This is a genomic window from Rhodanobacter glycinis, from assembly GCF_006438785.1.
Classification (GTDB): Bacteria; Pseudomonadota; Gammaproteobacteria; order Xanthomonadales; family Rhodanobacteraceae; genus Rhodanobacter; species Rhodanobacter glycinis_A.
In genome coordinates this window covers 377553-390150 of sequence record NZ_RCZB01000004.1, presented here as the reverse complement: position 1 = coordinate 390150, position 12598 = coordinate 377553, and the positions used below count along the sequence as shown (strand labels likewise).

At 66.3% G+C, this 12598-nt stretch carries 10 protein-coding genes; 4 read left to right on the top strand and 6 right to left on the bottom strand.

Features of this window, described 5'->3' with window-relative positions; all coding sequences use genetic code 11:
* Window positions 1-133: 133 nt before the first annotated feature.
* Complete coding sequence (gene purD, locus EAH75_RS15605; protein ID WP_140648650.1) at window positions 134-1417, bottom strand: phosphoribosylamine--glycine ligase; 1284 nt, start codon at window positions 1415-1417, stop codon at window positions 134-136.
* Window positions 1418-1572: 155 nt separating this feature from the next.
* On the opposite strand from purD, the gene blaOXA reads away from it, so the two are divergent.
* The gene (gene blaOXA / locus EAH75_RS15600) at window positions 1573-2409 is read left to right on the top strand and encodes a class D beta-lactamase (protein ID WP_140648649.1); all 837 of its coding nucleotides are present in this window, start codon (window positions 1573-1575) and stop codon (window positions 2407-2409) included.
* A 37-nt stretch (window positions 2410-2446) separates the two neighbouring features.
* On the opposite strand, the gene EAH75_RS15595 is transcribed toward blaOXA, so the two are convergent.
* From EAH75_RS15595 to EAH75_RS15575, 5 genes are all read right to left on the bottom strand, one after another.
* Window positions 2447-3823, bottom strand: a complete 1377-nt coding sequence (locus tag EAH75_RS15595; protein WP_140648648.1) for an AMP-binding protein — start codon at window positions 3821-3823, stop codon at window positions 2447-2449.
* A 149-nt stretch (window positions 3824-3972) separates the two neighbouring features.
* Entirely contained in the window at window positions 3973-4545 is a 573-nt protein-coding gene (locus tag EAH75_RS15590) for an L-threonylcarbamoyladenylate synthase (RefSeq protein WP_140648647.1), read from the bottom strand.
* On the bottom strand, window positions 4546-7041 hold the full coding sequence (locus EAH75_RS15585) for a DNA topoisomerase I (protein ID WP_140806102.1): 2496 nt from the start codon (window positions 7039-7041) through the stop codon (window positions 4546-4548). It abuts the gene before it with no gap.
* A 129-nt stretch (window positions 7042-7170) separates the two neighbouring features.
* Window positions 7171-8352, bottom strand: coding sequence for a DNA-processing protein DprA (dprA, locus tag EAH75_RS15580; protein WP_140806100.1), 1182 nt, complete (start codon window positions 8350-8352; stop codon window positions 7171-7173).
* Between the two features lie 92 nt (window positions 8353-8444).
* The gene (locus EAH75_RS15575; RefSeq protein WP_140648644.1) at window positions 8445-9572 is read right to left on the bottom strand and encodes a LysM peptidoglycan-binding domain-containing protein; all 1128 of its coding nucleotides are present in this window, start codon (window positions 9570-9572) and stop codon (window positions 8445-8447) included.
* 189 nt (window positions 9573-9761) lie between these two features.
* Between EAH75_RS15575 and def the strand changes: the two genes are divergently transcribed.
* Genes def through rsmB form a run of 3 tightly spaced genes read left to right on the top strand, consistent with a single transcriptional unit; the run spans window position 9762 to window position 12537 of the window.
* Window positions 9762-10271: a peptide deformylase gene (gene def / locus EAH75_RS15570; protein WP_140648643.1), complete on the top strand. Its 510-nt coding sequence runs from the start codon at window positions 9762-9764 to the stop codon at window positions 10269-10271.
* Window positions 10268-11209 carry a methionyl-tRNA formyltransferase gene (fmt, locus tag EAH75_RS15565; RefSeq protein WP_140648642.1) on the top strand — a complete coding sequence of 314 codons (942 nt, stop codon included), beginning with the start codon at window positions 10268-10270 and terminating at the stop codon, window positions 11207-11209. Before def ends, fmt begins: the two co-directional genes overlap by 4 nt.
* An 11-nt stretch (window positions 11210-11220) precedes the next feature.
* Window positions 11221-12537, top strand: a complete 1317-nt coding sequence (gene rsmB, locus EAH75_RS15560) for a 16S rRNA (cytosine(967)-C(5))-methyltransferase RsmB (RefSeq protein WP_140648641.1) — start codon at window positions 11221-11223, stop codon at window positions 12535-12537.
* Window positions 12538-12598: the final 61 nt, after the last annotated feature.

Genomic DNA, 12598 nt, shown 5'->3' with positions numbered 1-12598 from the left:
GGAAGTTCCAAGCATAGCCCAAAAGTACCAGCGCGGAAAAGTCAAGCGAACCAGCGGCCCGACATGCGCACGCGTACGCAACTTCGACGATGCGACCGTTCACATGGCGCAGGTCCGTTGACGATCGAACAGCTCAGCACCGCCGCAACGCCCGATGCGCAATGTCACGCCGGCAGAAAGCGCCGTCGTAGCGGATGTGACTTGCTGCGGCATAGGCATGCTCTCGTGCCGCGGCGATGTCCTTGCCCAGCGCACACACGGTCAACACGCGGCCACCCGCGGTAACGGCACGACCCTCGGTGTCCAGTCGTGTGCCGGCGTGGAAAATCTTCACGTCGACATCGGCCGGCGCGTCGAGACCTTCGATCACGTCGCCACTGCGCACCCTGCCCGGATAGCCGCCGGCCGCCATCACCACGCCGATCGCCGGACGCGCATCCCAGCGTGCCCTGGCAAGTTCCAGCCGACCGTCCAGCGCGGCATCGATCAGTTCGACCAGATCGGATTTCAATCGCAGCATGATCGGCTGAGTTTCCGGATCGCCGAAGCGCACATTGAATTCGATCACCTTCGGCGCGCCGCCCTTGTCGATCATCAAGCCAGCGTAGAGAAACCCGATGAACGGCGCACCCTCGGCCGCCATCCCGCGCAGGGTCGGCTCGATCACTTCCCTGAGGATGCGCTGCTCGACTTCCGGGGTGACCACCGGCGCCGGCGAATACGCACCCATGCCGCCGGTGTTCGGGCCGAGATCGCCCTCGTCACGCCGCTTGTGGTCCTGGCTCGAGGCCATCGGCAACGCGTAACTGCCATCGCTCATCACGATGTAGCTGGCTTCCTCGCCGTCGAGGAACTCCTCGATCACCACCCGCGCCGAAGCATCGCCGAAGCTGTGGGCGCCGAGCATGTCGTGCAGCGCCAGCTCCGCGTCTGCCAGGGTCAAGGCGACCACCACGCCCTTGCCGGCGGCGAGGCCATCGGCCTTGATCACGATCGGTGCGCCGTGCTGACGCACATACGCCAGCGCCGGATTCAGCTCGCTGAACACCGCGTAGTACGCGGTGGGAATGTTGTGCCGCTGCAGGAAATCCTTGGCGAAGGCCTTGGAGCCTTCCAGCTGCGCGGCGACCGCGCGCGGCCCGAAGATGCGCAGGCCGGCGGCGCGAAACCGGTCGACCACGCCGGCCACCAGCGGCACTTCGGGGCCGACCACAGTCAGGCCGATCTTCTCGCGCTTCGCCAGCGCGAGCAGGCCATCGAGGTCATTCATCGCGACGTCGACATTGCGCACGCCCGGCTCGCGCGCCGTACCCGCATTGCCGGGTGCCACGATCACTTCGTCGACCTGCGACGACTGCCTGAGCTTCCACGCCAGCGCGTGTTCGCGACCGCCGCCGCCGATGACGAGAACCTTCATTTGGCTGCTCCGTGTGAGGCGCGCCGTCCGGCGCAGCGCGGCATTGTACCGGCTACGCTGCCCGCAGGCGGCCAGATTCGCGCCCTTCCGCCATCGGAGTGGGCATCTATCTTCATCCCACACCCGTGGCAGCCCGGCCGCGCAAGGAGATTCCGATGATCCGTCGTTCGCCATCCTGGCTGTTTTTCGCCCTCATCGCGTTCAGCTCGCTGGGGCATTCCACGTCCTGGCGCGACCACCCGCAATGGCAGTCGAGCTTTGCCCGGGCCGGGGTGAAGGGCACGCTGCTGGTGTATGACGAGAAGGCTGATGTCTGGCATGTATCCGATGCCGCGCGCTCGCGCCAGGCCTTTCTTCCGGCATCCACCTTCAAGCTGTTCAACGCACTGGTTGCGCTGGATAGCGGCGCGGTCAAGGACGAGTTCGAGGTGATCCGCTGGGATGGCAAGGTGCGTGGATTGAAAGACTCACCCGTCGCCGAATGGAATCGCGACAACAGTCTGGCCAGTGGCATGCGCTATTCGACCGTCTGGTTCTACCAGGAAGTCGCACGCCGTGCAGGCGAGCAGCGCATGCAGCAGTGGATCGACAAGGCCGGCTACGGCAACCGCGATATCAGCGGCGGCATCGACACGTTCTGGCTGAACGGCGCACTGCGCATCTCGGCCGAGCAGCAGATCGATTTCCTGCGCCGGCTGGCCGACGACAAGCTGCCGTTCTCGCCCCGTGCGCAGGAGATCGTGCGCCGCATCAGCATCACCGAGTCGGCGCCTGCCTATGTGCTGCATGCGAAGACCGGCTGGGGCACGCAGGCCGCGCAGAACAAGACGAACGACGATCTGGGCTGGTATGTCGGCTGGGTGGAGCACGCCGGCCGCCGCTGGTTCTTCGCGATGAATATCGACCTGCCTGCTCCGGACGACGCAGCCAAGCGGATGCCGCTGACGAAGCAGCTATTGACGCAGCTGGGCGCCTTGCCGCAGGGCAACTGAACAAACGCCGCCGCACCGAAAACGGCACGGCGGCGACTCACTCGTCATGCTGGTCGAGCAGAGCCAGCAGTGCCGCGCGTGGCAGCTTGCCCGTCTCGTTGCGCGGCAATGCCGTCACCAGCCGCAGCGGACGCGGCAGGAACAGCGGATCGATGGCGCGGCGCAGTGCGTCGAGAATCGTGTGTCCATCCAGCCCCGGGGCCACCGCCAGGGCGGCAATGCGATGCACACCGAGCGCATCGCCGTCATCGAGCTGGAACACCACGCCGTCATGCACGCCGGGTATCGCCAGCAGACGCCGACTCAGATCCGCGAGCGAGGCCCGCTTGCCCGCAATTTCCAGCATGTCCGCGTGCCGGCCGCGCAGACGAAAACGACGGCCACCATCGGACAGGCTGACGATATCTGCCAGAGTGATCGATGCGTCCAGTTGCGGCGCCTCGACCGCGGTGCCGTCCGGCTGCGGATGCAAGATCACGTCGTCATACAGCGACCAGTCCGCGTCCACGGCAGGGCGGCGGCTGGCGAACACGCAGGTTTCGGTGGAACCGAATACTTCCAGCAACGGCGCAGCGAAACGCTGTTCGGCCGCCTGCGCCAGCTCGACCGGAAGCGGCGCCGTCGCCGACAGCATCGCCGCGATCGGCGGCAACTCGATGCCCGATTCGACGAGCGCGCGCAGGTGCACCGGCGTGGTCACCAACAGCCGAGGCGCTGGCACCTCGGCCAGTGCGGCAGCCACATCGGCCGGAAAGAACGGCCGCCCGGCATGCACGCCGATTTCGCCCAGCAACGGCAGCAACACCGACATCTCCATGCCGTACATGTGTTGCGGCGGTACCGTGGCGACGATCTCGAACTGCGGTCCGATGGCCGCCTGCAGCATCGCCAGATTGCCGGCGTTGCTGGCGTGGAAACTGCCCCAGGTTTTCTTGTTGGCGCTCGGCGTGCCAGTGGAGCCGGAGGTATAGCCGATCGCCACCACCTGATCGGCCGGGATCAGGGGCCAGCCCGCGTCCGTGCCGATCGGCAGCGTGGCATCCAGCGATGGCAGCTGCCGGTAGCCATGCGGCGCCGGATCGAGCGCCTGCTCGCCCAGCGCATAACAGCCAGGATGCGCTGCCATCACCTCATCCACCGCCTGCGGCGCGCGCGATGACGGCAACAGGTTGGTCTGGCCGCGCAGCACGATCGCGCAGAATGCCACCAGGAATGCGTAACGATCCTCGCACAGGTTCACCGCGGCCGTGACGGCGGGCAGGCCAGCAGCCACCGCCTGCACATGTGCCAGGAACTGGGCTGCGGTCACCGCCTTGCCGTTGCGTCGGGCAAGCACCCGCGAAGGATCCGCTGAACCGAGCAGCGGCAATCGTTGCGGCGCTTCACGCTGGTAGGTGTCGTAGACGATGGCCAAGCCGCAATCTCCTGGATGCCTCAATTCGCCGCATTGTGAGAACAGCATCGCTCCGGCCGATTCACGCTGGCGTGAATGGCAAAGGCTGCTGCCCGCAGTACGTCACGGAGCCCGTGGGGAGCAACGTCCCGACGCGTCCCCGCTGCCGCTCAGGCGCGGATGATAGCGCCCGACAACGCATCGCGAATCACCGTGGGGTGGCTCTGGCCACCCAGTGGGGCATCCAGCAGGCCATCCAGCGCGTCGCCGAAATAATCCGCAACGATCTGTGCCTCGCGCGCCGGCGGCTGGCCGTGCGGGTTCGCACTCGTCGACACCAGCGCACCGCCGAACGCGCGACACAGGGCAGCGGCGGGTTCGTGGGCGGTAACCCGCAGCGCGATGCCGGCATGCGCGCCGGCGATCCACGCCGGCACCTCCGCCGAGCGCGGAAAAATCCAGGTGTACGGGCCAGGCCAGCTGGCGCGCACCTGCTGCAGGACTTCGCCGGGCACATCGGCAAGCTCGATATAACGCTCGACCTGGGCGAACTCGGCGGCGATCAACAGCACCCCCTGTGCCGGCGGACGCTGCTTGAGTGCGAACAGGCGCTCGAACGCTGCGTGGTCATGCGGATCACAACCCAGGCCGAACACGGCCTCGGTCGGATAGGCGAGTACACCGCCCGCGTGCATCAGCGCGGCGGCGGCGTCAGCCTCAGCGAGGGCAAAGCGTCGAAGCATTCAAGCCTCGACGTTCCTGCTTGCCGTTTTCTTCACCACCGGCTTTTTCGCGGCGGCCTTCTTCGTGGTTTTCTTCGCTGCAGTCTTCTTGACGGCACTCTTCTTGGTGGCGGTTTTCTTCACGGCCGCTTTCTTGGCCGGCGCCGCTTTCTTCGTGGCGGCCTTCTTGGTCGCTCCCTTCTTGCCGAAGCGACCCTTGCGCACCGGCGCCGCCGCAAGCAGTTCGAGGCACTGCTTTTCGGTCAGCTCCTTCGGCTCCTGCTCCTTCGGGATCCGCGCGTTCTTTTCGCCGTCGGTGATGTAGGCCCCGTAGCGGCCGTTGAGTACCTGCACGCCGTTGCCGAAATCGAGGATCAGCCGGTTCGCCAGCATCTCCAGTTTTTCGGCCACGATCTGCAGCGCGCGCGGCAGCTCGATCGTGTACGGGTCGTCCTCCGGTTTCAGCGAGGCATAGGTGCTGCCCTGCTTCACGAACGGCCCGAAGCGGCCGACACCGACGCTGACCTCATCGCCGTTCTCCGCCTGTCCGAGCTTGCGCGGCAGCTTGAACAGCTCCAGCGCGTCGGCCAGCGAGATCGTGTGCATGCTCTGGCCGGTGCGCAGACTGGCAAAGGCAGGCTTGTCCTCGTCTTCCTTGGTGCCTATCTGCGCGAACGGCCCGTAGCGGCCCAGTCGCACCGACACCGGCTTGCCGGTCTTCGGATCGATGCCCAGGTCGCGCGCGCCGGTGGCCTCGTTGCGATCGACCGATTCGGTCTTCTCGTCCACCTGCTGCTTGAACGGCAGCCAGAAGCGCTCCATCAACGGCACCCAGGCTTCCTCGCCACGGCTGACGGCATCGAGTTCGTCCTCCATCTTGGCGGTGAAGTCGTAGTCGACATAGCGGGTGAAATGCGCGGTGAGAAACTTGCTGACCGCGCGGCCGACATCGCTGGGCTTGAAGCGCCGGCTGTCGAGGAAGACGTACTCGCGGTTCTGCAGCACCTGGATGATGCTGGCGTAGGTCGACGGGCGGCCGATGCCGTGCTCTTCCAGCGCCTTGACCAGGCTCGCCTCGGAATAGCGCGGCGGTGGCTCGGTGAAGTGCTGGTCGGCGGCGATCTCGTGCAGCGGGATCTGCTCGCCCACGGCCATCCGCGGCAGGCGACGACCCTCGTCGTCATCGTCCGCCTTTTTCTGGTCGCTGCCTTCCTCATAGACGGCGAGGAAGCCCGGATCGATCACGGTGGTGCCGCTGGCACGGAACGAGGCGTCGCCACCGGCGACATCGCGCAGCGCGAATTCCACCGAGACGGTGTTCAGCGTGGCGTGGACCATCTGACAGGCGACCGTGCGCTTCCAGATCAGCTCGTAGAGTTTGCGCTGGTCGTCGTTGAGGTAGGCAGCGACCGATTTCGGCGTATACATCGCCGAGGTCGGGCGGACCGCCTCATGCGCTTCCTGCGCGTTCTTCGATTTGGTCTTGTAGACCTGCGGCGCGTCCGGCAGTGCATGGCCACCGAAGTCGCGGGCGATCAGCTGGCGCAACTCGGCCACGGCATCGTCGCCGAGCATGGTGGAATCGGTACGCATGTAGGTGATCAGGCCGACGTTGCCCTCGTCGCCGAGTGCCACGCCTTCGTACAAGCCCTGCGCCACCTTCATCGTGCGGCTGGTGGTGAAGCCCAGCTTGCGCGCGGCCTCCTGCTGCAAGGTGGAGGTGGTGAACGGCGCGGCCGGACGGCGCTTGCGCTCCTTCGAGCCGACGTCGCTGACAGTCAGGCGTCCGCGCGCAGCCTGTTTCAACGCCTCACGGGCGGCCTGCGCATCGGTCTCGTTGACGAGGTCGAACTGCTCGAATTTCTTGCCGTTGAGCTTGGAGAGACGCGCCGTGAAATCGCCATCGGCGTGCTTCATCTGGGCCTCGATGGTCCAGTATTCACGCGCCTTGAATGCCTCGATCTCGTCCTCGCGCTCGACGATCATGCGCAGTGCCGGCGATTGCACGCGGCCGGCGGACAGCCCGCGTTGCACCTTGCGCCACAGCACCGGCGACAGGTTGAAACCGACCAGATAATCCAGCGCACGGCGCGCCTGCTGCGCGTCGACCAGATCGTGCGACAGCTGGCGCGGGGCCGCCACTGCGGCCTTGATCGCCTTTGGCGTGATCTCGGAAAACACCACCCGATGCATGCGCTTGCCCTCGGTGAGGCCGCGCTCCTTCAGGATCTCGCTGATGTGCCAGCTGATCGCCTCGCCTTCGCGATCCAAATCGGTCGCGAGATAGATGTCGTCGGCCAACTTGGCGGCCTTGGCGATCGCGTCGACGTGCTTCTCGTTGCGCTCGATCACCTCGTAGGCCATGGTGAAACCGTGCTCGGTGTCGACCGCGCCCTCCTTCGGCTTCAGGTCACGCACGTGACCGTAGGAGGCGAGAACATGGAAGTCCTTGCCGAGGTATTTGTTGATCGTCTTGGCCTTGGCCGGTGATTCGACGATAAGCAGGTTTTTTGCCATGAAACTGGATTTCCGCGAGTGAACCACCGGCGCTTCCGTGCCGGACATATATATAGTTGAAACCATGCCACGCCAGCGGCTGTCAAGCCCGGGCCGGCAAATGGCGCGCGCCGATGGCAGCGCATCGGATCAGCGAGCGTCGGGCAATCGCTGATAGCGGTTGCCCGGCAAGCTCTCGATCCTGGCGTCCAGCTCCAGCATCAGCAGCGTCGAAGACAGCACGGCGGTCGACTGCCCGGTACGTCGCACAAGTTCGTCCAACGTCGCCGGCTCATGGCCAAGTTCGCTCAAAACCCGATCCTGTCTGGAATCTTCACGCCCGTCTGAATGAGCGAACGAACTGTCCGCGGCGCCGTCAGCAGGCGGCTGTCGAGTCGCCTCGATGCCGACCTCCCCGCGCAATCGGGCAGCCAGCTCACCACCAAGCATGCGCGCTGCCGGCGCCAATGTCTCGATAATCTCCGCCGCGCTCTCCACCAGTCGCGCACCATCACGGATCAGGCGATGGCAGCCGTGGGCCAACGGATTGTGGATGGAGCCGGGCAACGCGAATACTTCGCGGCCCTGTTCGCCAGCCAGCCGGGCAGTGATCAGTGAACCCGAGCGCAGGCCCGCCTCGATCACCAACGTGCCGAGCGCAAGGCCGGCGATGATCCGGTTGCGCCGCGGGAAATGGTCGGCGCGCGCGGCGGTGCCGGGCGGAAATTCGCTCACCAGCACGCCATGCGCGGCGATTCGCTGGGCCAACGCATGATGTTTGCGCGGATAGACCCGATCCGGACCGGTGCCGATCACCGCCAGGGTCGCAGCGCCGACATCCAGCGCCGCTGCATGGGCGGCACCGTCGATGCCATCGGCCAGGCCGCTGGTGATCGCGAAGCCTGCCTGCGCCAGTGCCCGCGCAAACGCGCGGGCATGCGCCAGCCCGCTCGCACTCGCGCCGCGCGCACCAACAATCGCCACCTGCGGGTACAGCAGCAGGCTGGGGTCGCCCACGGCAAACAGCACGGCGGGCGGCTGCGGGATGTGTTCCAGCTGCGGCGGAAAATCCGCCTCCGTACAACGCAGCAATCGGTGGTTCGGCTCGGCCAGCCATGCCAGGTCGGCGTCCAATTGCGCCTCGTCGGGCCGGGCCAGCCAGGCCTGCGCTGGCTCGCCCAGCGGCGCCGCATGTCGCTGCAATCGCCCCAGCACCCTTGCGATGTCGCCATTGGCCGCATCCAGCCGCTCGCGCAAGCCGCCGGGACCGAGGCCCGGCGTGCGCAGTGCGATCAACCATGCGCGCAGTTCATCGATGTCGTCCATGTGCATGGGTTGCAGTTTACGGAGCTAGCGCAAACAGAAACGGCGCGGTGATGGCCGCGCCGTACTGTAGGCAGATGCCGATATCGGCGGTGCCTGGTTTATTCCGGCATGCGCAGACGGCCGCCGATGTGTACCGGGCGCAAGCCATCCATGATCAGGCCGTAGCTGACCCGGTCGAAGGTACGGAACACCATCACGTGGCCGACGTATTCGTCCGGCAAGGTGACTGTCTTGCCCACGCCGCGCCGCCAGCTGTTGCTGGCCACGTCGTCATGAATGGTCTCGCCCGGCTCGTAGATCGTGAACGTCTGGCCGTTGTCGACCCCGTCCTTGGCGCCGATCGACAGCATCACCACCTGGCGCGAACCAGCCGCATCCATCGCATCGGCAAACCCGTTCACATGGGCATTGGCCGGCACCGCCTTCGGTGCATGCGGGTAATAGAACGCGTCGTACGGCGAGTCATCGACCGGCATGATGCGGTCGCCGCTGCGGATTTCCTGCGTCGAGTTGAGCAACAGCAACGTGGACGGATCGCCCATGCGCAGCGTCTCGGCAGTGCCAATCACGCTGACTTCGACACCCAGGTCGTCGCCCTTGCCGTAATGACCGTCGTTGCGGGAATTCTCGCTCCATGGCGCGTTGACCATGGCGGCATTGCTGTCCAGGTCGTGGGCGGCGATGTCGTTCTCAGCGTCGTTCGGATCCTGCTGTTCGAAGCCGCGAAACACGTGACTGGGCCGCACGATCGCCCAGCGCTGGCCTGGCGCGCCTTGCAGGCCGCGCACATAGATGTTCTGGCCGACCGCGCCGCGCAGACGCGCCTCTTCGAGGCCAACCACGTATGGCGCGGACCTCACCGCGTTCGAATCCATCACCCGCATGTCCTTGAGGAACATCTTCAGCTCGGACAACGGAATCGCAGTCACCGCATCGCCTTCGGGATGCACTTGCGGCTGCAGACGCAGGCGCGGGCCATTGATGAAGGACAGGTTGAGCACGTCGCCGGGGTAGATCAGGTGCGGGTTGCGTACCTGGGGATTGGCCTGCCAGATCTCCGGCCACAGCCACGGCTTGGACAGGAACTTGGCGGAGATGTCCCACAGGGTGTCACCCCGCCGCACGGTGTAGCTGTCGGGGTGATCGGCCCGCAGTTGTGCGCCGGCTGCATAGACAGCCACGGTGACCAGCATGCCGGCCAGCAACACGATAATTTTCTTGATCATTGGTGGGAATCCCCCTTCCCCAGATGCTCGGTCGAGTGTAACCGAATGGTTAATGCACGCAACAGGTGCGAGTTGGCAAAAATCGTCTGCGCTCGCGTGCTTGGCGACGTACAATGATGCACATTCTAGATCGCACCGGGGGTGGCTTTTTACCAAACCGCCCGCAGTTCCGGCGCCAAGGTGAACTTCATGTCCCTACTGCCCATCCTCGAATTTCCCGACCCCCGGCTGCGCACTCGCGCCGAGCCGGTTCGCACGTTTGACGCGCAGCTCAAGCAGTTCGTCGCCGACCTGTTCGAGACCATGTACGCCGCCAACGGCGTCGGTCTGGCCGCGACCCAGGTCAACGTGCACCAGCGCGTGCTGGTCGCCGACATGAGCGATGACCGCAAGCAGCCGCTGGCATTGATCAATGCGCAGATCCTCGAGAAGGAGGGCTCGCAGGTCTATCAGGAAGGCTGTCTGTCGTTCCCCGGTCTGTATGCCGACGTTACCCGGGCGCTGAGCGTGAAAGTGAGGGCGCAGGACGTCGACGGCAACGAGATCATCGTCGAGGCCGAAGGCCCGCTGGCCGTCTGCATCCAGCACGAGATGGATCATCTGGAAGGCAAGGTATTCGTCGACTACCTGTCGTCTCTGAAACGCGCGCTGCTGCTGAAGCGACTCGACAAGCAACGCAAGCAGGCGGCGAGTGCTTGAATAGCCCAGGCCTGCGGCTGGTTTTCGCCGGTACCCCGGAATTTGCCGTGCCCTGCCTGGAGGCCTGCCGTACCAGCGGCGCCGAGGTGGTGGCCGTCTACACCCAACCCGATCGCCCCGCCGGTCGCGGTCGCAAGCTCACGCCCAGCCCGGTCAAGCAGGCGGCGCTGGCGGCCGGCATCGCGGTCGAGCAACCCGAATCGCTGAAATCCGCCGAGGCTCAGCAGGCGCTCGCCGCGTACCGGCCGGACCTGCTGGTGGTGGTTGCCTACGGCTTGATCCTGCCGCGCAAGGTGCTCGCCGTTCCGCGGCTTGGCTGCTGGAACGTGCACGCCAGTCTGCTGCCGCGCTGGCGCGGCGCGGCGCCGATCCAGCGGGCCATTTTCGCAGGCGACAGTGAGAGCGGTGTCGACCTGATGCAGATGGAAGCGGGCCTGGACACCGGTCCGGTACTACTGCAGCGGCGCACGCCGATTGCCCGCGAAGACACCGGCGGCTCACTGCACGATCGCCTTGCCGCACTGGGCGCCGAGGTGCTGACCGAGGGCCTGCGCCGCACGCTGTCCGGCGAGCAGCTCGCCGCCACGCCTCAGCCGGAAGATGGCGTTACTTACGCGCACAAGCTGGACAAGGCCGAGGCGAAGCTCGATTTCAGCCGCCCCGCGTCAGAACTGGAACGCCAGGTGCGTGCGTTCGACCCGTGGCCGGTGGCCGAAGGCGAGATCGCCGGCGAACTCTTGCGGATCTGGGCGGCGCACGCCATCGCGATTGATCACCGCGCTGCACCCGGCAGCGTGCTGGCCACCGGCCGCGATGGCATCGACCTGGCCTGTGGCGACGGCGCACTGCGCGTTACTGCCTTGCAGCGGGCCGGCGGCAAGCGCATCGGTGCGGTCGATTACCTCAACGCCCGGCCCGAGCTGCGCCAGCTTCGATGAAGGCCGCTCCAATGAAGTCCGGTCCGACGAAAGCCGATGCCCGCGCACTCGCCGCCAAGGGACTCGCCGAAATCGCCCTGCGAGGCGCCTCGCTGCGCGATGTGATGGAGCGTTACGCGCCGCGCCTGTCCGATCCGCGCGACCGCGCCTTGCTGATGGCCCTGCTCAGCGAGGGTGCGCGCTGGTGGCTTCGCTTCGATGCCGCCATCGACGGGTTGCTGGAGAAATCCCTGCGGCACAAGGATCCAGCGATCCATGCATTGCTGGTGCTGGGGCTGGTGCAACTGGAAATTCTCGAGCTGCAGGACTACGCGGCCGTGGCCGCCACGGTCGAGGCGGTACGCGCTTTGCAGCGACCGCAGCTGGCCGGGCTGGTCAATGCCGTGCTGCGCCGCTGGCAGCGCGAACGCGAGACCCTGACCGCTCAACTCGATGCCAAGCCGCAGACCCGCCATGCGCATCCGGCATGGCTGGCCGCGGCGCTGCAGCGCGACTGGCCGGCACAAGCCGAGGGGGTGATGGCCGCCGACAATCACGAGCCGCCGTTGATGCTGCGCGTCAATCGCCAGCGCAGCGAACGTGCGGCGTTGACCGAACAACTGCAGGCCGCCGGCTATGCGGCGACGGCGCATCCGTGGCTGCGCGACGCCCTGGTGCTGCCGCACAGCAACGACATCACCCGCATGCCCGGCTTCGAAGACGGCTGGTTCGCCGTGCAGGATGGCTCCGCGCAGGTGGCCGCCGATCTGGCCGATCTCCACGATGGCCTGCGCGTGCTCGATGCCTGCGCCGCGCCCGGCGGCAAGGCCTGTCACCTGCTTGAACGCGCCGACATCGACCTGACTGCACTCGAGGTGGATGCCCCGCGTGCCGAACGCATCCGGCAGAACCTGATGCGCTTGCGACTGAACGCCAAGCTGGTGATCGGCGACGCCGGCGCGCCGGCCGGCTGGTGGAAGGGACAATCGTTCGACCGCATCCTGATCGACGCGCCCTGCTCGGCCACAGGCGTGCTGCGCCGACGGCCTGATGTGCGACTGCACCGGCGCGAAAGCGACATTGCCACCATGCAGCAGCAGCAACGACGCATCCTGTCCGCGCTGTGGCCGCTGCTGGCACCGGGCGGGCGACTGGTCTACATCACCTGCTCGGTGCTGCGCGCGGAGAATGAAGCCATCGTTGCGGAGCTGCTCGCGGCGCATGCCGACGCGCACGCCGTGGCCTTCACGCTGCCGGTCGGACAGGCTGCCGCGATCGGCTGGCAGATCCTGCCCGGCGACGGCGACCTTGACGGCATGTACTACGCGGTGGTGCAGAAGCAAACGTGATCTGTCCATCGCACGCGGCACCCGGTTCGCGGCGCCGACGCGCGGACCACGCTCACCCGTC

Bases quoted from the DNA above. Each gene is read 5' to 3' on its own strand.
- purD (WP_140648650.1), bottom strand. From the start codon at position 1,417: ATGAAGGTTCTCGTCATCGGCGGCGGCGGTCGCGAACACGCGCTGGCG.
- blaOXA (WP_140648649.1), top strand. From the start codon at position 1,573: ATGATCCGTCGTTCGCCATCCTGGCTGTTTTTCGCCCTCATCGCGTTC.
- EAH75_RS15590 (WP_140648647.1), bottom strand. From the start codon at position 4,545: ATGCTTCGACGCTTTGCCCTCGCTGAGGCTGACGCCGCCGCCGCGCTG.
- EAH75_RS15585 (WP_140806102.1), bottom strand. From the start codon at position 7,041: ATGGCAAAAAACCTGCTTATCGTCGAATCACCGGCCAAGGCCAAGACG.
- dprA (WP_140806100.1), bottom strand. From the start codon at position 8,352: ATGCACATGGACGACATCGATGAACTGCGCGCATGGTTGATCGCACTG.
- EAH75_RS15575 (WP_140648644.1), bottom strand. From the start codon at position 9,572: ATGATCAAGAAAATTATCGTGTTGCTGGCCGGCATGCTGGTCACCGTG.
- def (WP_140648643.1), top strand. From the start codon at position 9,762: ATGTCCCTACTGCCCATCCTCGAATTTCCCGACCCCCGGCTGCGCACT.
- rsmB (WP_140648641.1), top strand. From the start codon at position 11,221: ATGAAGTCCGGTCCGACGAAAGCCGATGCCCGCGCACTCGCCGCCAAG.